At 67.9% G+C, this 19,045-nt stretch carries 18 protein-coding genes, 1 tRNA gene and 1 other RNA gene; 7 read left to right on the forward strand and 13 right to left on the reverse strand.

The features are described 5' to 3' along the window. Positions 1-13: 13 nt before the first annotated feature. The 3 genes from AC5Y3Z_RS12265 to AC5Y3Z_RS12275 are packed head-to-tail and all read left to right on the forward strand — an operon-like array spanning position 14 to position 1,469. Entirely contained in the window at positions 14-859 is an 846-nt protein-coding gene (locus AC5Y3Z_RS12265; protein WP_473138576.1) for a TauD/TfdA dioxygenase family protein, read from the forward strand. Between the two features lie 55 nt (positions 860-914). Further along, positions 915-1,301, forward strand: a complete 387-nt coding sequence (locus AC5Y3Z_RS12270; RefSeq protein WP_463826046.1) for a PPOX class F420-dependent oxidoreductase — start codon at positions 915-917, stop codon at positions 1,299-1,301. Positions 1,302-1,328: 27 nt separating this feature from the next. Then, positions 1,329-1,469: a hypothetical protein gene (locus tag AC5Y3Z_RS12275; RefSeq protein ID WP_463826045.1), complete on the forward strand. Its 141-nt coding sequence runs from the start codon at positions 1,329-1,331 to the stop codon at positions 1,467-1,469. 1 nt (position 1,470) lies between these two features. Here the strand turns inward: AC5Y3Z_RS12275 and AC5Y3Z_RS12280 are convergent, their stop codons facing one another. From AC5Y3Z_RS12280 to AC5Y3Z_RS12325, 10 genes are all read right to left on the reverse strand, one after another. After that, complete coding sequence (locus AC5Y3Z_RS12280) at positions 1,471-2,448, reverse strand: NAD-dependent epimerase/dehydratase family protein (protein WP_463826044.1); 978 nt, start codon at positions 2,446-2,448, stop codon at positions 1,471-1,473. 15 nt (positions 2,449-2,463) lie between these two features. Next, entirely contained in the window at positions 2,464-3,171 is a 708-nt protein-coding gene (locus AC5Y3Z_RS12285) for a cutinase family protein (protein WP_463826043.1), read from the reverse strand. Positions 3,172-3,286: 115 nt separating this feature from the next. After that, on the reverse strand, positions 3,287-3,460 hold the full coding sequence (locus tag AC5Y3Z_RS12290) for a CsbD family protein (protein WP_463826042.1): 174 nt from the start codon (positions 3,458-3,460) through the stop codon (positions 3,287-3,289). Positions 3,461-3,496: 36 nt separating this feature from the next. After that, positions 3,497-3,736 carry a CsbD family protein gene (locus tag AC5Y3Z_RS12295; protein WP_473138575.1) on the reverse strand — a complete coding sequence of 80 codons (240 nt, stop codon included), beginning with the start codon at positions 3,734-3,736 and terminating at the stop codon, positions 3,497-3,499. 34 nt (positions 3,737-3,770) lie between these two features. Continuing rightward, positions 3,771-4,832 carry an NAD(P)H-dependent amine dehydrogenase family protein gene (locus AC5Y3Z_RS12300; RefSeq protein WP_473138574.1) on the reverse strand — a complete coding sequence of 354 codons (1,062 nt, stop codon included), beginning with the start codon at positions 4,830-4,832 and terminating at the stop codon, positions 3,771-3,773. 28 nt (positions 4,833-4,860) lie between these two features. Beyond that, positions 4,861-5,943, reverse strand: coding sequence for a hypothetical protein (locus AC5Y3Z_RS12305; RefSeq protein ID WP_473138573.1), 1,083 nt, complete (start codon positions 5,941-5,943; stop codon positions 4,861-4,863). Further along, positions 5,940-7,274 (reverse strand): hypothetical protein, encoded by a 1,335-nt coding sequence (locus tag AC5Y3Z_RS12310; RefSeq protein ID WP_463826038.1) that lies wholly within the window; start codon positions 7,272-7,274, stop codon positions 5,940-5,942. Before AC5Y3Z_RS12310 ends, AC5Y3Z_RS12305 begins: the two co-directional genes overlap by 4 nt. A 123-nt stretch (positions 7,275-7,397) precedes the next feature. Continuing rightward, entirely contained in the window at positions 7,398-8,765 is a 1,368-nt protein-coding gene (locus AC5Y3Z_RS12315) for a CHAT domain-containing protein (RefSeq protein ID WP_473138572.1), read from the reverse strand. Beyond that, complete coding sequence (locus tag AC5Y3Z_RS12320; protein WP_473138571.1) at positions 8,758-10,488, reverse strand: hypothetical protein; 1,731 nt, start codon at positions 10,486-10,488, stop codon at positions 8,758-8,760. Before AC5Y3Z_RS12320 ends, AC5Y3Z_RS12315 begins: the two co-directional genes overlap by 8 nt. Positions 10,489-10,565: 77 nt before the next feature. Next, positions 10,566-11,051 (reverse strand): lipoprotein LpqH, encoded by a 486-nt coding sequence (locus tag AC5Y3Z_RS12325; RefSeq protein ID WP_473138570.1) that lies wholly within the window; start codon positions 11,049-11,051, stop codon positions 10,566-10,568. A gap of 152 nt (positions 11,052-11,203) precedes the next feature. Between AC5Y3Z_RS12325 and AC5Y3Z_RS12330 the strand changes: the two genes are divergently transcribed. Continuing rightward, the gene (locus AC5Y3Z_RS12330) at positions 11,204-11,950 is read left to right on the forward strand and encodes an enoyl-CoA hydratase/isomerase family protein (protein ID WP_473138569.1); all 747 of its coding nucleotides are present in this window, start codon (positions 11,204-11,206) and stop codon (positions 11,948-11,950) included. A 4-nt stretch (positions 11,951-11,954) separates the two neighbouring features. Here AC5Y3Z_RS12330 and lucA read toward each other — a convergent pair whose 3' ends face one another. Both lucA and AC5Y3Z_RS12340 read right to left on the reverse strand, forming a co-directional pair. Beyond that, positions 11,955-12,839, reverse strand: coding sequence for a lipid uptake coordinator LucA (lucA, locus tag AC5Y3Z_RS12335; protein WP_463826033.1), 885 nt, complete (start codon positions 12,837-12,839; stop codon positions 11,955-11,957). A gap of 81 nt (positions 12,840-12,920) precedes the next feature. Continuing rightward, a tRNA-Ser gene (locus AC5Y3Z_RS12340) sits at positions 12,921-13,006 on the reverse strand. A 102-nt stretch (positions 13,007-13,108) separates the two neighbouring features. On the opposite strand from AC5Y3Z_RS12340, the gene ffs reads away from it, so the two are divergent. Then, an RNA gene (gene ffs, locus AC5Y3Z_RS12345) (signal recognition particle sRNA small type) lies at positions 13,109-13,203 on the forward strand. A 23-nt stretch (positions 13,204-13,226) separates the two neighbouring features. After that, complete coding sequence (locus AC5Y3Z_RS12350; protein WP_473138568.1) at positions 13,227-14,522, forward strand: aspartate aminotransferase type Ic; 1,296 nt, start codon at positions 13,227-13,229, stop codon at positions 14,520-14,522. Here AC5Y3Z_RS12350 and AC5Y3Z_RS12355 read toward each other — a convergent pair. Beyond that, positions 14,503-16,746 carry a SpoIIE family protein phosphatase gene (locus AC5Y3Z_RS12355; RefSeq protein WP_473138567.1) on the reverse strand — a complete coding sequence of 748 codons (2,244 nt, stop codon included), beginning with the start codon at positions 16,744-16,746 and terminating at the stop codon, positions 14,503-14,505. The two genes, AC5Y3Z_RS12350 and AC5Y3Z_RS12355, sit on opposite strands and share 20 nt — an antisense overlap. Before the next feature lie 431 nt (positions 16,747-17,177). On the opposite strand from AC5Y3Z_RS12355, the gene AC5Y3Z_RS12360 reads away from it, so the two are divergent. Continuing rightward, positions 17,178-19,010 (forward strand): DNA polymerase III subunits gamma/tau, encoded by a 1,833-nt coding sequence (locus tag AC5Y3Z_RS12360; protein WP_473140329.1) that lies wholly within the window; start codon positions 17,178-17,180, stop codon positions 19,008-19,010. Positions 19,011-19,045 lie beyond the last annotated feature (35 nt).

Consider the following 19,045-nt stretch of genomic DNA (forward strand, 5'->3'; position numbering starts at 1 on the left):
GGGGAACACCGACATGAGTCTGCTCACCATCACCAAGCTCAACCAATCGGTCGGCGCCGAAGTCACCGGCCTGGACCCGGGTCGGTTGGCCTCCGACGACACCAGCGCCGAGGCGATCCTGGATGCGTTGGAGGACAACGGAGTTCTGGTTTTCCGGGATCTGCGACTGGACCCGGAGGCGCAGGTGGCCTTCTGCCGTCGTCTCGGCGAGGTCGACCACTCGTCCGACGGCCACCACCCCGTCGCCGGCATCTATCCGATCACACTGGACCCGGCCAAGAACGCGTCAGCCGCCTACCTGAAGGCGACCTTCGACTGGCACATCGACGGGTGCACCCCCACCGGGGACGAGTGCCCACAGAAGGCCACCGTGTTGTCGGCCGTCCAGGTTGCCGAGTGGGGCGGTGAGACCGAATTCGCCAATTCCTATGCGGCATATGATGCCTTGACCGAAGAAGAGAAACAGCGCTACGGCGCGTTGCGGGTGGTCCACTCGCTGGAGGCCTCGCAACGGCGGGTGACACCCGACCCCACCCCGGAGCAGCTGGCGCGCTGGCGGTCCCGGCGCACCCACGAACACCCGTTGGTGTGGACGCATCGCAGTGGCCGAAAGTCGTTGGTGCTCGGCGCTTCTGCTGACTATGTGGTCGGTATGGATCTTGATGAGGGCCGAAATCTGTTGGCGGAGCTGCTGGAACGGGCCACGGTGCCCGAGCGGGTGTACAGCCACAACTGGTCGGTCGGGGACACCGTGATCTGGGACAACCGCGGCGTCTTGCATCGGGCCGCGCCGTACGACCCGGATTCGCCCCGCGAGATGTTGCGTACCACCGTCCTGGGTGACGAACCGATTCAGTGAGGCCATGTGGCCGACAGCACGGTTAGACAGCTCGATCAGCGGGAATTGTCTCGGCATGTCTCTGGGATTCAAGGACGTGATCCAGTCCAAGTACTTGCTGTTGACCACCTTCACCAAAGACGGCCGCGCCAAGCCCACGGCAATCTGGGGCGTCCCCGACGGCGACAAGCTGTTGATCATCACCGATGACAACTCGTGGAAGGTCAAGCGGATTCGCAACACCCCCCGGGTGACCATCGCCCGCAGCGGCGCGCTCGGCAAGCCGAAGAGCGAAGCCGTCGAAGGTGTCGCGCGGGTGCTGCCGAAATCGGAAACCCGCCGGGTCTACAACGCCGTGCTCAAGCGGTACTGGTATCACGCCCCGTGGTTCTACGTGCACTCGCTGGTGCGCGGCGGTATCGACAAGGTGCACGTCGGACTCGAGGTCGAGCCCGCCGCGTAACGCGCAATTCCTGGCACGATAGAGAGCGTGACCACCGCAATCATCGTGGTGACGGCCGTGCTGCTGGGCCTCGGGATTCTGATCAACGGATTGCTGAGGCTCAAAGACTGGTTGAAGAATTCACCGCCGTTGCCGCCGCTGCTCGACCCAGACGACGAGGACGACTGAGCTAGCCGCGCAGGGCGGCCACCGTGTCGGCGATCGTGGTACGCGGATCCCGGTACGAAACTCCCAGTTCCTCTTCGCTGGGCGAGTCGTCGGACTGCGGCATCTGCGTGTAGTACTGCATGCCCGCTGCTGTGACCGGGTTCTCGAACGGCAGGTATGGGCCGGCCAGATCGAGCACCCTGCCGGCGACCCGCAGCACGGTGTCGGGCACCGGGACAGTGAGCATCGTGGTATCGGCGGCCTGGCCCAGCATGTCCGCCAGGTCGCCGACCGGCACCCGATGCCCGCCCACCATGTACCGGCGCGGTCCGCGACCCGGTTCCAACAGCGCGGCATGCACCGCAGCGACGTCGCGAGCGTCGATCACCAGCCAGGCCGCGCTGCGACCCGGGATCGCGTGCATCTGCAGTGCCGCCCGCACGCCCTCGCCGGCCTCGCCGTATTGGTCGCCGACGGGTGGGCCCAGCACCATCCCGGGATAGGTGATGTTCACCGGCGCGCCGGCGTCCTGCAGGCCGCGCGCATAGATCTCCACCTGCGCTTTGGACGTTCCGTAGCCGTCGGTGCCGCCTACCACCGGCAGGTCCGCGCGCAGTGTCTCCAACCCGGGGTGGAACAGCGCGGTGAAGCTCGACACGTGGATCACCGGGTCCAGGCCCAGCTGGACGGCCTGGCCGAGCACGTTGCGGGCGCCGTCCATATTCGTGCTCAGCATCTGCGGAGTCTGGCGCGGGTCGGTGGCGACCAGGGCGGCGCTGTGCACGACGGCGTCGCACCCGGTCAGCGCCGCCCGAACCGAGTCGCGGTCCTTGATGTCGCCCTGGACGTAGTCGGACACGTCGACGCCCAGTTTGCCGACGGAAGTCTCCAGCTTGCCCGGGGTACGGACGAAGAACCGGACCTGGTGGCCCGCGTCGGCGATGGCCTTGGCGGTCCAGCCGCCCACGAATCCCGTCCCGCCAGTTACCAGCACACGCATGTTGCGATTGTGCCGTTACAGGTGACTGGCGGCGAACTCGGCTGCCTGATTGGTCATGCCGTTGACGGAATAGGAAATGTGCTCGAATCCCGGCGGGCCGGGAGCGCCCGAACAGATGTTGTCCCCGTCAGCGCAGAGCTGGATGGTCTTGGCCTGATACAGCGGCCCGATGGTGATCTGGGGTGCCCCGTACTGGCTCAGGAACTGCGGTGACGGCGTGCCGAACAGGGCGACCGCCGCAACGTGACTCGCGACCTGCGGCGACAGCGGTTGCGGTACCGCCGAGGCTGGTACGCCGGCCGGGACGGCCGGTGAAGTCACGTAGCCGGCCAGTGCCGCACCCTGGGAGTAACCGCCGAGCACCTCCCTGGTGTTGGGGCAACTGGACGCCATCGACTGGATGTGCCCGCCCGCGTCGCGGATACCGTCGATGACGGTCGTGGCGAAGTCGCTGCTGCTGAAGTCGGTGCTGGCGGCGTAATTGACCGCGTAGATGCCGAGCGACCTGGCACCGATCGCGGTCTGCAGCGCATCTGCGAAGGATTGGCCCACTCCGCCGAGGCCAGGGGGCTCACCACTGCCGCGGGCGAATACCACCTCGACGTCCGGGCACGGCGCGGCGGAAGCGGCCGGCGCCGGCTCGGACAGCAGGGCAAACGCGCCGACCAGCGCGGTGATTCCGATCGCGACCGCGACCCGGCGTAGCACAGTGGTGCCGAACATATGCGAAACCTTTCCATGACGATCAGCCAGGGATAGCCAGAATCCGGCACCTCAACCAGGCCAGAAAACAAGCTGTCCCGCGCGGATTTTCGCGCGGGACAGCTTGGGAGAGGACTTATTTCTTGAAGGCGTCCTTGATCTTCTCGCCGGCGTCCTTCAGGCTCGACTTCGCCTGGTCCACGCGGCCCTCGTTTTCGGTATCCCGGTCGCCCGAGACACGACCGACAGCTTCCTTGGCCTTGCCGCCCAGGTCTTCGATCTTGTTCTTTGCTTTGTCTTCGGTGCTCATCTGCGTCAGCGCTCCTGTCGGTTATTTCGTTGACCGTCAGCGGGTACCCGATTGCGGGTGGCCCCGAAACCCACCTCGAAACCCGCGGCCCAGCCCCCGTCGCTGCTGGCGCCGGAACGCGTCCCGCGCGCGCAACCCGGTGTCTTTGACGTTTGCCCTGGTCTGGTCGAAGATGCCCTCGAACTCGGTGCGCCGGTTGCCGGTGAGCCTGCCGACGGTTTCTTTAGCCCTGCCGCCCCAGTACTGGGCAGCGTTGCTCAATCTGTTGTTCGCCATGCGGGGAGGCATACCCGCTGGCCGATGCCATTATTCAGGCGCCGCGCGGCACCGTTCCGCGCGGCAGGGTCAACGGCAGATCGGCGTAGGTGGCAATGCCGGGCGCGGCGGCCACCACCGCCGGTATCGCGTTGATTGCGGGCATGGCGGTCATGATGTGTCCGATCGCCATGAACTCGGCCAGCGTGGTGGCCTGGAAGTACGGCGGCGGCAGGAAGCCGACTCGGGTGGTCACCGTCGGCTGGCCGTCGACCTGGATGACCCAGCCGTCCTGGTCGATCTGCCAGTCCGGTTCCAGGGTCTGGCCTTTGCGCCACCGCACGTTGAGGTCGACGACGGTGTTGCCGCCGACGATGCCCCGCCAGCTGATGTAAGTCCCCGCGACGCATCCCGCGGGGATGGTCCAGGATTCCATCACGAGATCTTCGGTGGTCTGGGCGAATTCGGCCACGCACCGCACCTCGTCCAGCTCGACGCCCAGCGCATCGGCGACCAACCGGACCGCCTCGCCGAAGATCGCCGTCCCCTTCTCCGCCATTTGCGGCAGTTCCGGGTTGTCGATCGGCTGACCGAACCCGACCGGCCTCTCGGTGTCCGGGGAGTCGTAGAACGTGGTGTCCGCCGCCTCGTTGACGGTGACCTTGTCGACGCGATTGCACACCATCGCCGACACGATGGCCAACAGCTCGGCGAAGCCGGGGCTCACCCCGGACCCGAACATCGTCGCGCCACCTTTCTCGCACGCCTCCACGATCCGGTCCCGCCCGGCGCCCAGGTTGTGTCCGGTGATGAACGACGCCGTCGTCACCACGTTGACCCCCGCCGACAAGATGCGAACCAACTCGTCGACGTCGATCCACATCGGGTTGTAGACCACGCAGTCCGGTTTGAGGGCGAGCAGCTCGTCGACGTCGTTGGTGGCCGGCACGCCGAGCGGGTCGATGCCGACCAACTCACCGGCATCACGGCCGACCTTCTCCGCCGACCAGGCATAGCAACCGACGAGTTCGAACTGGGGGTTGGTGGCGATCGACTGTAGCGAGCTGGTACCGACGTTTCCGGTGGTCCACTGCACGACGCGATATTTGTTGGGCACTCGCTCAGCATAGGCAGGTTAGACGCGCTCAGTAAGAGGCTTCAGCCGCCAGGATCTCGGCGAGGAACGCGTCCGGCGGTGGTTGGTCCAGTCGCAGCCGCACCCAGCGGCGGATCCGGTCGCGTACGTCGCGGGGTTCGCTGACCGGCACGCCGACGACCACGGACGTCGCGGGCCAGTCCTGGTTCCAGGCGGCCGACTCTGTCAGCGCCTGTTGTTGCGCATCGAACAGGGGAACAGTGGCCCGGCCACCGGGATCCAGGGCGCCGGCGCCGCTGACCTTCCCCGACCTCACCCGCACGGCGATGTCGGTGGCCGGGCCGGGGCCCAGGACGGCCGTTCGGACGACGGCGACAACCGCCGGACCCGCTGCCTGCACACTCCACTCGACGGTGTCCTCAGCCGCGTCGAACACGCCCGGCGGCACCGCGGCCCAGTTGATCGACGCGACTCCGCGGCCGATCGCGGCGGCGGACCGCGGACCCGCGTCAGCGCCGGCAGCCAGCGCGTAGTCGTCGCGTCGTCCGGCCGGAACAGTCCCGGTGATCTTCGAATCCTGCAGTGCGACAGCCAGTTCCGGCCATCCGTCACCGTCGACGCCGACCTCGTCGGCAAGCTCGGACCCCGCCCGCACCAACTCGCGAACCCGCGGATCGCCGGTGCCCAGGTGGGCGGTCAGCGCCGCGCCGTGCGGACTCAGCAAGGCGGCGACGTCCGAATCCAGGGTGTCGTCGGTGAAAAAGTCCTGCAGGCCGACCGTCAGCAGCGCCACCTCGGCGTCGAGCAGGGGCTGATCAAGACCGGGAATGCCGTCACGCCGACTGGCCGGCCACCAGCGCCGCAGCCAATGACCGATCGCCAGCCGGCGCAGTGGTTCCATCGAACCGGCTGCCACGTCGAGTTCGACCGGCCCGGTGCCGGCGATCAGCGCGAGGTGACCAGCTGACCCGACGACGCGCCACAACCAGTCGGCGCGGGCCACGTCGGTGAAGGTCACGGTGGGCGAGTCCGCGGCCGGCTCGTCCACCAGCCAGGACAACACGGCACCGCTGACCTCCAGCACCGCGACCAGCGGAGCCGGCTGCCCGAGCGGATCGTCGACAACCCTCACCCCGCCACCTGCAATTCCAGCATCGACTTGATCCGCTGCCGGTGATCCAGGCTCACCGACCTGGCGACGCCGTCCAGCAACGCGCGGACGTCCTCGACGTCTGCACACGGTTCCTGCCACACGTCGCGTCCATGCAGGCGTGCCCACAAACGGCTCAGATACGGCTGCGCGAACGCGGCGAGATCGTCGATGATCTGTTGCTGGCGCGGGTGGATCGGGCCGTTCCCGGCCACATACCGTCGGGCGTGCAGGACGTAGGCCTCCTTGCGCAACCGGGACTGGATCTGCGCGGCCAGCGCGTAGCGGGCGGTGACCGTGCGGTCCAGTGGCGCCAGTCCGACCGCTACCTCGATGCCGGCCACCATGGTGGCCTGCTTGTCCTCAGCCAGCAGACCCCAGGGCGCGCTCGCCCGGTCCACCTCCTCGGCGCACAGCAGCGGGATGTCGGGCAAGGCGTCCCGGTCCAGGGTGCGCCGCAGTGTCGACCGCACCCGATCCACCACCGTGCGATCCAGCGGGCGGTCGCTGTCGGCGCCACCGGCAATTTCCGGCGGGCGTTGTGGCGCAACAGAACTCAAGCCCAGCTCGACGATGGACCACGGCAGCTCGGCCTCGTGGACGCGGGCCAGGGCACCCAGGTTGTATGGCGTGGTGTCGGCTATTACCGCCGACCACACCCGCTGGCGCGCAGTGGTCGCGTTGTGACTGTCGGCCGGCCCGAGCACGGTGGCCAACTCGGCCAGAAACGGTTCGAGCACCGCGTCCTGCGCCCGCACATCACACCAGCTCCGTTGGAGCTGGGCTGCCAAGGTAGCGACGACCTGCGGATCGGCGATGTAATCGTTGAGCACCTCGACCGCAGTGCGGTCCCGGCCGCGGTGGATCTCCTGCAGCACCGCACCAGCGGTCTCGCGGTCTTGCGGCGCGGGTGCGCCTCTGGTCACCGCGAGCTCGAAGCACACCGGGAAATACAGCTCCTGGGCGTTGCCGCTGCGGATCCGCAATCGACGCCGCTCGATCTTGAGCACCTCGAACCAGGCTGCGGCGCAGCGTAACTGGACGGAATTCCCGACGATCAGGTCATGCATGGCCGCCGCGGTGCCGGCTGCGACCACCGGCGCCGAATACTGCGGATTGGACCGCAGCCGAAGCACTAGTGGATCGATGATGCGTTTCACGGTCCTGCTCAACGGCCCGCCATCATCGCTGCTGAGCACCTCGACACCGGAACCGATTGCGCGCCAGCCCCGATCGATGACCGCACGGCGGGGATAGCCGGGATCGTTTCCGCTGTAGAAGGCAGCCGCTACCTCCTGCGGATCGGCGCTCATGACGACAGAATAGGGGCACCGGGCACGATATCGGTATCTGCGAAGTTGGGTTCGGTAGCCGGTCGGGTCCGCGGCGCTGGTCGTATCCGCAGGGCGGACAGCGCAATTGGCCCCCACCTGAGGTCACCGTGCCCGGTCGACGGCGAAAGTGACCAGCGCGCCCCAGTACAGCGGACTGGCGGTGACATCGCCGTCTCGCCAGCGCCGCAGCTGGGCGCGCTGCCAGCGGTTCACGGCGCAGCCCGCGGCGTCCTCCTCGTGTGCGTCGTCGACGGCAGCGACCAGGTCGGACATCGGGTCCGGGAACTGATCGGTCGGGTCGGCGGCGACCGTGCCGAATTGTCGGTATGCCGCGGTGGTGGGCAGCGACCAGAGCGTGGCAGTCACCAACTGTGCCCCGCACAGGATCATCGCCGCCACCAGACCGGTCGCTTCGTCGAACTGATAGTCACCGCCGGATGCGCAGGCCAGCAGCGCCACCCGCGGTGGTACCGGCAATCGCAGGGCCATCAGATCCGAGGCGGTCAACGGCCGATGGTCGCCGATCGCCGCGGCGTCTCCGGGGGTCGCGGCGGTACATGCCAGGTGCAGCGAAGCTCGGTCTGCGTGCCCAGCTGCGCCGTCGGCCGAGCTCGCGTGACCGACGTAGAGGAGCCGGCTTGGTTGTTGCGCGAGCAGTCCCGCCAACCAGTCGCGGTCGGCGTCTGGACGGCGGAACAATTCGACAGCCGTGTCGACGCGGGGCAACACCGCGCGGTGTTGCTTGAGGGCAGCGAAATGCCTGGCCAGCGCAGTCTTTTCGGACGGTCTGCCGAGCACCGATCCGAGGGCCGAGTCGGGTCGCTGGCCCGGAACCCGGGGATCCAGGACCAGTACCGCCGGCCCGTCGCGCCGGGCGCGCCATTGCGCGGGGACGCGAGGTGCGTGCGTAATGTGCTGCGGCACCGCCAACAGGATGTCGACCAACTCCATCAGCCGATAGCCATCAGTGTGCTGCTCGATATCGGCCAGCTGCCAAGCTATGTGGGCGGCCGTCGGACCGCTGGCGGTGAATGCGCCGTGGCGGGCCTGAACCAGTTCTGCGGTGCTGGGCCCCGACTTGGGCAGCGCGAGCTGACCCCAGGGCACCCGCGCCAGCCGGGTGCTGGGTGAGACGAACAACCTGGGCCGCGGCGAGGCCACGCACTGCGTCAGCAGTTGCCACCCGGCCGTTCCGATCAACAGCGCACCGAGGATGTAAGAGGTGGTCAGTTCGGCCGCAGGCGACGCGAACGGACCTCGGGTCAGGGCCCGTTCGATCGCGTCATGCCGGTTCTCGGCACCGACCGGTTCGGGTAATGTGTCGGCCAGTTCCTGTAAGGCGGCCAACAGGATTGGCTCCTCGATCACCCAGGTGACGGTGCTGGACGGATCGCCGACCACCCGCAGGCTCGCATAGGTGGCGACGCCCAGATCGGCGTAGCGCAGGATGAGCGTCACCGAGTCAGTCATGCCAGGTCGACCACGGTGGCTCGGCGGCGGTGACCTGCCGGCCGTACCGCTGCAGCGCCAGCGCGCGATACCGATCCAGGATCGGCGCCGAGTCCGGCTGCATCTGCAACGGAGGCAACGGCCCGATCCGGATCAGGGACCTGCCGCCCGACCTGACCGGCCCCGCGGCTGCCGTCGCCATCTCGTCCGCTCTCCCGGTGACCGCCGGTGGCACGGCCGTCGACTCCCACTCGCCGGGTTGCCGGGTTGGCAGGTCGCTGTGGAAAGTACCACGCGCACTGTGATATTCGACGAGCTCGCTGAGCAACGCGGTGTTCTCCGACTCCCAGGCGACCGCGAAGGCACCGGCCAGCACGGGTGCCGCGACATGGTTCGCCCAGCGGGATCTCGCATCGGCATCGACGATCGAATAACGCACCGAGTCGACGGCCAGTGCCGCGGGCACTTTGAGGTCGGCCGCCTGTTCGAGCTTGGTCATCGCTCGTCGATGCTGCCGGGTGCCGCCCTCGCCGTGCAGGACGCCGAGTGAGGTGAGGTGGCGGTACTCGACGTGCCGCAACGGCTCGTCGGGATCTCCATAGGCATCAAAACCCATATCCGCCAATGCATCTGCACGCCACACGGTGCCCAACTGATTGTCGAGCAATGCGTACTGCAGCCAGCTGCTGCGTGGCGAGGAGTCGAGCAGCTCCCGGGCTTGGGCTATCAGCTCCACTGCCTGGGCGAACCGTCCCCAGAATATCGCAATCCAGCTGCGCTGCAGCAGAATACGGTGTAAATGCAGCGGCTTGCCCAATTCGCGCCAGTGCCGTTCGGCATGCTCCCAACATTCGTCGGCAGCCTCCAGTGCACCGCCGGACAGCCGGGTCAGGCCCAGGTACAGCCAGCAGCGCGACACCTCATGGGCCCGCGCGTAGCGGGCGATCACCGGATAGGCCGCCGAGACCAATTGCTCGGTCGTGTGATGGTCACCGACCGACCAGCTGGCCGCTGCCCGCTCCAATTGTGCTCTGGCGCAGTCGAGCTCCCAGCCGCGTGCCCGTGCCCGGGCGTCTGCGCGGCACAACCAGGGCTCGGCCTCGACAAGGCGTCCGGTCTCGACGCAGAACCTGCCGTACCCGGTGGCTGCCAGTACCCAGAGGTGATCGGCGTATGCACCGCCGTCCGTCGCACCATCCAGCCAGGTGAGCACCCGTTCCCATAGCGGTACCGACCGGACGTGCAGATCGTCGTCGCACAGAGCCGTCGCGGACAGCAGCTGGGCGTAGCAGAGTAACTGCCGGTGCTCGGCGACGAGATCGGGAAAGGCGTCGTCGGAATCGGCCAGGGCAGCCAGCGCTGCTTCGACCCCCTCGTGATCACCTTGTGCCGCAGCCAATCCCGTCTGCAGGAACTGGGCCCGCCGGGTGTAACGGCACACCATGTGTGCGATCGCGGTGTGCGAGATGTGCACCTGCGCCGCGGCCTCCGGCATGGTCCCGGCCAGGATTGCACGGTAGATTGCCAACGGGTCCAGAATCCGTCGAATACATTCCCGCACTCCGTCATTCGCGCCGCGGACCAGGTAGATCTCGCCGAGCTGAGCGAACACCTCCAGTAGCAGGTCGTCTCGAACTTCCTGCTCGGTCCGCGGCATCAGCGACAGCAACAGATCGCGGGCCGCCTCGTCCTCGGCGGCGCACCCCAGATGACGAGCGCGCTGCAGGTCGTCACCGATCGACACGGCTGCATCATAAGTCCGTCTGACCACCCGGAACGGCGGACGTGCGTCGCACGCCCGCCGGGCCGAACCGCGGCGCATCAGCCGCAGGTCACCTTGATGCTGAAGTCCTTGGTGATCATGCCGGCCATCGGGTTCTTCAGGTCGGCACCCTGCGCCTGTCCGGTGATGGTGTAGGTCTTGCCGTCCACCGAAACCTTGGCCGAACCGACCTTGGAGCCCATGCTGTCGGCCACCGACAGTGCGTTGCCTTCGACCACCAGCGCCAACGAGTCCACGGTCGGCGGGTTCGCGTCGGTCATCACCACGGCCAGCGCCTGCTGGGGGCCACCGGTGGATCCACTGCCGATGTTGATCTTCCCGGCCTGCTTCACACAGGTCACCGAGGCGGGGTCCAGGCCGGCAAGGTCGGCGCCGGCCACTTTGACCTCGGTCTTTCCGCCGCCGGTGGACACACTCGCCGGCGCGTTCGGCGCCGGGGTGGCCGTCTGGCCGCCGCTGGAGCAGCCCACCAACACCGAAGCGCAGCCAAGGGCGCCAATCGCAGCAGCGATAACACGTTTCATCGGACTTCCTTCCGTCATGCGCCGCCCCGATGGCGTCGTCATTGCTGAAGTACAGCCCGCAGCGATCGCTACCGATCCCAACAAATGAGACCGACGGCAACGCAGCTACCGCCCTGGGGAATCACCGCAGTCGCAGTAGTTCTGGTGTAGTAGTGAGCGTGATCGAAATCGAAGCTGTGGGTGGGGTGCGGGTACTGACGTTGTCGGCGGGACGGGTGAACACCCTCGACGTCGAGTTCCTCGGTGAGCTGACGGAGGCTGTGCGGGAACAGGAACGATCGGGCGGGCCACCGTTGGTCCTCTCCGGCGCCGGTCGGGTGTTTTCTGCCGGGGTAGACCTCAACCGCCTCGTGGCGGGCGGGGCCGCATACACCGACCAATTGGTTCCGGCGTTGTCGAGTGCGTTCGACGCGGTGTTCCGGTATCCGGGACCGACGGTGGCCGCGATCAACGGCGCCGCGATAGCCGGCGGATGCGTGCTGGCCTGCGCCTGTGATTGGCGGCTGGCTGCTCCGGGCGCCCAGATCGGCGCCGCCGAGGTCCGGGTGGGGGTGCCGTTCCCGGTCGCCGCGCTCGAAGTGATGCGCTACGCGTGTGGTGACCGCGCCGAAGAGGTCCTGCTGAGTGGGCGGAGTTACCGCGGCGACGAGGCCGTGGCCCGCGGGCTGGCCCATCGCATCGTCGCCGACAATCTGCTCGACGCGGCTGTTGCCGAGGCGTCCGACCTGGGTGAGATCCCGGCGGCGGCGTACAGCCACACCAAAGCACAGTTGCGGGCGCCCACGCTGGCGCGCATCGACGCCGGCACCGACATCGACCGCGAGGTTCGCCGGGTGTGGGCATCGGACCAGACTCAGCAGGGCGTGGCCGCCTACGTCGAACGGTTGAAGAACCGCTGAGGCCCTATTCCTCGACCGTGACCCCACCCCGGGTGCGTCGCCGACGATGCGAGGTCTTGCCGGTCGGACGGCGGTTGCGCAACCGCGGCTGCACGGCGGCTTCGACGGTTTCTTCCGCCGGTGCGTCTTCCCCGTCAGCCTTGGCCGCTGGTGCCGGCTCATCGTCGGAGTCTTTGTCCAGGCTGACACCCGCGGGTGCCTCGACGGTCTCCGCTTCGACAGGTTCGGCCTCGGCGCTCGGCGCTACGACAGTGTCGGCCTCGACCTCTTCTGCCGCTTCGACCTCTTCTGCGTCCGCGATGTCGGAATCGGCGCCCTCGGCGGCGTCCTCAGTTCCGTCAGCCTCGTCGTCGAGCTCATCTTCCTCAGCGTCTTCGACGTCGGCGGCGGCGACCTTGCCCCGCTGCTTGCCCCGGACGCGGCGTTTCTTGTCCTTCTTCGGCTTGATCGGTTTCGGCGGCGGCGGCGGGAGTTCGGCAGCGAACGACAGGTAGAACATGAAAATCCCCAGCACCGCGATGGCGGCGGCGGCACCGTAGATCGCGAACAACCACTGACCGGCCTTGTCCAGGCTGAGCCAGTACTCGCTGATCGCGGTACCGATGATCAGCACCCCCGCCAGCACGTGGGCCACGATTGCCCACGTCCGGATCGATAACGCCAGCTGCGGCACGCCGAGTTCGGGCTTGCGGGTCCGCGACAGGTCGAACACCACCGGCAACGCGGCCAGACCGATCAGCACGCCGGTCAGGATGCGAAGGGCGTTGCCCAGGCCGTGCGAGGTGTCACCCACCAGTTCGGGCCACCGGGGCAATACGAAATAGAAGAAGAGGACGCCGGCGCCGATCGAAAACGACGCGTGCCAAAGCACGGCGACTTTGCGCCCCATACCCCTCCTCAGGCAGATCACTCTGCTGCCGACAGGCGACCAGGATAGACATCCGCCCTGGTCACCCGGCAGACCATACAGCGGAGGATGCGGGATTTGAACCCGCGAGGGCTGTTAACCCAACCCGCGTTCCAGGCGAGCGCCATAGGCCACTAGGCGAATCCTCCGTGGTCATGGTAGCCGTTGGACCGCGCAGAGTGCCTCCGGCACCTGCCTCCGCCGCTGACGAGTCGCCAAGAACAGGTCGGCGGCCAGGTACTACACTCGCCGATGGACCCCGCGCGGCGTCTATCCTGTGAACTCCCCCAGGGCCGGAAGGCAGCAAGGGTCAATGGGCTCTGTCGGGTGCGCGGGGTCCCCTTCATGTCACGACGGTGAAAGGGCCGCATGGCTTCGCTCGATTCCCTCAGCCCTGAAGATCTGTCGGCGGTGCACGCGCGCCACCAGCAGGAGTACGCGGGGCTACAGGCCAAGAAGTTGTCGCTCGACCTGACCCGAGGGAAACCGTCACCCGAGCAGCTCGACCTGTCCAACCGGCTACTGAACCTGCCCGGAGACGAATTCAAAGACCCGGAGGGCACCGACACCCGCAACTACGGCGGTTTGCACGGACTGCCGGGTCTGCGCGGAATCTTCGCCGAGTTGTTGGGCCTTCCGGTGCAGAACCTGATCGCCGGCAACAACGCCAGCCTGGAATTCATGCACGATGTCGTCGTCTACTCCATGCTGCACGGTGGCGTGGATTCGCCGCGGCCCTGGATACAAGAGCCGGGCGGCGTCAAATTCCTGTGCCCGGTGCCCGGATACGACCGTCACTTCGCCATCACCGAGACCCTGGGCATCGAGATGATCCCGGTTCCGATGCTCGAAGACGGTCCGGATGTCGACCTGATCGAGGAGCTGGTGGCGGTCGACCCGGCCATCAAAGGCATGTGGACGGTGCCGGTGTTCGGCAACCCCACCGGGATCACCTACTCGTGGGAAACCGTGCGCCGGCTGGTGCAGATGCAGACCGCGGCCCCCGACTTCCGCCTGTTCTGGGACAACGCCTACGCAGTGCACACGCTGACCCACGACTTCACCCGTCAGGTCGATGTCCTCGGCCTGGCCACCAAGGCCGGCAACCCCAACCGGCCCTACATCTTCGCCTCCACGTCCAAGATCACCTTCGCCGGCGCCGGGGTGAGCTTCTTCGGCGGGTCGCTGGGCAACATCGCGTGGTATCTGCAGTACGCCGCCAAGAAATCGATCGGCCCGGACAAGGTGAATCAGCTCCGGCACCTGCGCTTCTTCGGGGATGCGGACGGGGTGCGCCTGCACATGCTGCGCCACCAGCAGATTCTGGCGCCGAAGTTCGCGCTGGCGGCCGAGATCCTGGAGCAGCGGCTCGGCGGCTCGAAGATCGCCTCCTGGACCGACCCCAAGGGCGGCTACTTCATCAGCCTCGACGTCCTGCCCGGCACCGCGCGCCGCACCGTCGCCCTGGCCAAGGACGCCGGCATCGCCGTGACCGAGGCCGGCGCATCCTTCCCGTACCGCAAGGATCCCGACGACACCAACATCCGGATCGCGCCGTCGTTCCCGTCACTGACAGATTTACGCAACGCGGTGGACGGGCTCGCTACCTGCGCGCTGCTGGCCGCCACCGAATCGCTGCTGGCGGTCAGGGCCGCCGCAGGCTGACGACGGCGACGTCGTCGTCAGTGGCACCCATCACCGACGCCATCGCCGACCAGATCCGCGACGCGGAGGCGTTGCCGACCCGGGTGAGAGTTTCGGCCAGGCGGTCCAGACCGGCATCGATCGGTTCGCCCCGGCGTTCCACCAAGCCGTCGGAGTACATCACCAGCCCCTGGCCGGGCCCGATGGTGAACGTGCTCGGGGCGTAGGTCACCCCGCGGATGCCGATCGGCGGCGAAAGCTGGACCGAGGCCGCCAGCACCCCCGGATTCGTCAGGTACGGCATCAGGTGGCCGGCGCACGCCGCCTCCACGAGCCCCGAATCGAGGTCAATCCGCGCCACGATGACGGTCGCGAACGCGCCGGGCAACATGTGCACCGAGAAGTCGTTCAGTTGATTCAGGGCTTCGGCCGGCGTGGCGCCGCCGAACAGCTGCGCGCGCAGCGCGTTGCGCAGTTGCGCCATGGTGCCGGCCGCCGCGACACCGTGACCCGCGACGTCGCCGAGCAGCAGGATCAGCCGGCCGTCGCGCAGCTCGAACGCGTCGTACCAGTCGCCGCCGACGTTGTCGCCCGCCGCCGGCTCGTAGTGCGCCGACAGCTGCCAGCTGTCCAGCTTGGGGATCGATTCCGGCAGCAGACTGCGCTGCAGGGTCTCGGCCATGCGCAACGCGCCGCGCGTGCGGCGGTACAGCGATTCGACCAGGTGGCGGCGCAGCGATTCGGCAGAATCCGCTTCGCTGGGCGTCCACGCCTCGCTGCGTTCCCGCACGATCTCGCGCCACCGCTCGAAAGACTTTCGCGGGCTGAGCCGGATGCCGTCGCTGCCCTCGCGGATCGCGATGGCCTTGTTGTGCGGGTCGCCGCCCCAGTCGACTGACCGCTGGACCTCGCGGCGAAACCAGATCGCGTACTGCCCGTCGGGCAGGTTGAGAGCGAGCGCCCCGGCGACGAGCTTCGGATCGAGATCCAGCGCCGACAACTCCTGGGTCAGGCACTCGGTACTGGCGACCTCCTCGCCCGCGCCGCGGGCCCACGCCGCGACCATGGATGCGACCTCCGGCGGCGGCACCGCCCCGATGACCCGGTATTCACCCTGGATGTTGACGACGACTCCGTCAGCGGGCACCAGGTCGAGCAGGTTCGGCGCGCCGAGCAGCGCCGCCGCCAGGGACTCGCTGTCGTCCAGCGTGGCCGCAATCAATTTCGTCAGCACCGCATTAGCAGCTAACCGCTGGTGCAACTGGTCGTCTTCGAACCGGTCGACCAGTCGCAGCGACAGGGTCGAACCGAGGAACTCCGCCGCCACCCGGGTGCCGTACGGCGGCAGGTGTGGCCCGGCGTAGTGGTGGCAGGCGATCAGGCCCCACAGCCGGCCGTGTCGTAGCAACGAGATCGACATGGACGCGTGCACACCCATGTTCTGGAGGTACTCGATGTGGATAGGGGAGACGCTGCGCAACGTGGCATAGGTGAGGTCCAGCGGTTGGCCGCTGGCCGGGTCGACCGCGGGGACCAGAGGGGCCGGCGTGTAGTTGACGTCGGAGATGAGCCGAATCCAGTTCTTCTCATACAACGCCCGCGCCTGGGCCGGGATATCGGTCGAGGGGTAGTGCAGGCCGAGAAAGGAGTTGAGGTCGTCGCGCCTGGATTCGGCGACCACCTCGCCGTTGTAGTCCTCGTCATACCGGTACACCATCACGCGGTCGAAGCCGGTGAGCGCGCGGACCGATTCCGCGGTGGTGTCATACAGTTCGGTGAGCGTGGTGGCCCGGTTCAGCTCCTCGACGGAGTTGCGTACCGCCTGGTACGTGTTCGGAAACGAAAACGGGCGTTCGCCGTACGCGATTTCGAGTTCGACCAGCAGGATCCCGCCCGGCTCGCGGCGCAGGATGACGTCGAACGCCCGCGTTTCGCCGCCGACGTCGATATCGCACTCGAGCGGGTTGCGTTGCCGGAGATCGCCGAAAGTCGACGCCGTCTGCTCGACCCGGGCGGCTTGGGCGGTGCCGATCAGATTCGACAGCGGCCGGTCCAGCACGGCCTCGGTAGGGCGGCCGAGCAAATCCGCGACGTTGGCGCTGACCTGGCGCACCACGAAGTCGGGTTCATGCACCACCGCCAGCACCCCGCGCGGCTGGATGCTGCCGGGAATGTGGATCGGCTCCCGGGCGCAGTTCTCCAAGTCGATGGGGGTGCCGACCGGCACCAGATCGTTGTTGATCACACGATCAACCCCGTTGTGTGCGTGACGTGCACGTCCCACATGTCATCAATAGACTCCTCGCTGCGCAACGCTCCTGTGAGGTGCAGCAGTGACTGGTGAGTGCCACCGGCTTTCGTCGAATCATGATTGCCCGAATCAATTACTACAGGGATTGACGGGGCGACCAATTTTCAACCCCGCTCAGGCCACGAGTGGTCCGCGCCACTCCGCCGCGCGATCACGCGCGACTCCGCGGCGCGCATCGTCACCGGGCGTGGTTGATTGCCCGCCTCCTCCTCGCGCCACTCCGCCGCGCGATCACGCGCGACTCCGCGGCGCGCATCGTCACCGGGCGTGGCGGATTGCCCGCCTCCTCCTCGCGCCACTCCGCCGCGCGATCACGCGCGACTCCGCGGCGCGCATCGTCACCGGGCCAAAGTAGCCTGCTCACCGTGGCCCTCTACCGCAAGTATCGACCGGCAACCTTCGCCGAAGTGGTGGGGCAGGAACACGTCACTGAACCGCTGTCGGTGGCCCTGGAAGCGGGCCGGATCAACCACGCGTACCTGTTTTCCGGGCCGCGCGGTTGCGGGAAGACGTCGTCGGCGCGGATCCTGGCCCGCTCGCTGAACTGTGCGCAGGGTCCCACCGCCACGCCCTGCGGTGTCTGCGATTCCTGCCAGGCGCTGGCACCCAACGCCCCGGGGAGCATCGACGTGGTCGAGCTGGACGCGGCCAGCCACGGCGGCGTCGACGACACCCGCGAGCTGCGCGACCGCGCCTTCTACGCGCCTGCTCAGTCGCGCTACCGGGTGTTCATCGTCGACGAAGCCCACATGGTGACCACCGCGGGCTTCAACGCGCTGCTGAAAATCGTCGAAGAACCACCCGAGCACCTCATCTTCATCTTCGCCACCACCGAACCGGAGAAGGTGCTTCCGACGATTCGGTCGCGCACCCACCACTATCCGTTCCGGTTGCTGCCGCCGCGCACCATGCGCGCCCTGATCGCCCGGATCTGCGAACAGGAGCGTGTCGTCGTCGACGACGCGGTGTATCCGCTGGTCATCCGGGCCGGCGGCGGTTCGCCACGGGACACCCTTTCGGTGCTGGATCAGCTGGTAGCCGGTTCCGACGGGGGCCGGGTGACCTACCAGCGGGCGTTGGGGTTGCTGGGGGCCACCGACGTCGCCCTGATCGATGACGCCGTCGACGCGCTGGGCGCCGGCGACGCCGCGGCACTGTTCGGTGCGGTCGAATCGGTGATCGATGCCGGGCACGACCCCCGGCGCTTCGCCACCGATCTGCTGGAGCGGTTCCGCGACCTCATCCTGCTGCAGGCGGTGCCGGACGCTGTGTCCCGCGGCGTGGTGGACGCACCCGAGGACGTGCTGGAACGCATGCGCGAACAGGCCGCACGCATCGGGCCGGCGACCCTCACCCGCTACGCCGAGGTGGTGCAGGCCGGGCTGGGGGAGATGCGCGGCGCGACGGCGCCGCGGTTGCTGTTGGAGGTGGTGTGCGCGCGGCTGCTGCTGCCGTCGGCCTCGGACGCCGAGTCGGCGCTGCTGCAGCGGGTCGAACGCATCGAGACCCGGCTGGCCATCTCGGTACCGGCAGCGGAGGCCGCGACGTCCACCCCGCCTGCGGTTGCCCGCCCCGCGGTGACGCCGGTGCGCCGGTCTGCTGCGCCGCAGGTGGCGCGCCCGGCCGCAGCACCTGACCCCCCGGTTCGGCCGGAACCCGCCCCCCGGCCGGTGGCTCGACCCGAACCCGCGCCCGAGCGCAAACCCGCGCCCGAGCGCAAACCCGAGCCGGCCGCGGCGCCCGGTGAACTCAACGCGACCGCGGTCCGCAGCATGTGGCCCACCGTGCGCGACAAAGTCCGTGAGCGCAGTCGCACCACCGCGGTGATGCTGGCGGGCGCCACCGTCCTTGCCTTGGAGGGCGACACGCTGGTGCTGACGCACGAAGCGGCGCCGCTGGCCAGACGGCTGTCGGAACAGCGCAACGCCGACGTGATCGTCGAGGCACTCAAAGACGCGCTCGGAGTCAACTGGCGGGTGCGCTGCGAAGCCGGCCCACCGGCTGGGGCCGATATCAGCGTCGCTGCGCCGACAGTGGCCGAGCCGGACCCGGCGCCCGACACCTCAGCGCGCGACGACGAGGAGAGCATGCTCGCCGAAGCCGGCCGCGCTGACCCCGCAGAACCACGGCGCGACCCCGAGGAGGTTGCCCTGGAGCTGTTGCAGAACGAGCTGGGTGCCCGCCGCATCGACGGGTAGCGATCACCGCCACCTATATCGTGGTCCTACACAAT

It is taken from the genome of Mycobacterium sp. NGS61, assembly GCF_059812325.1.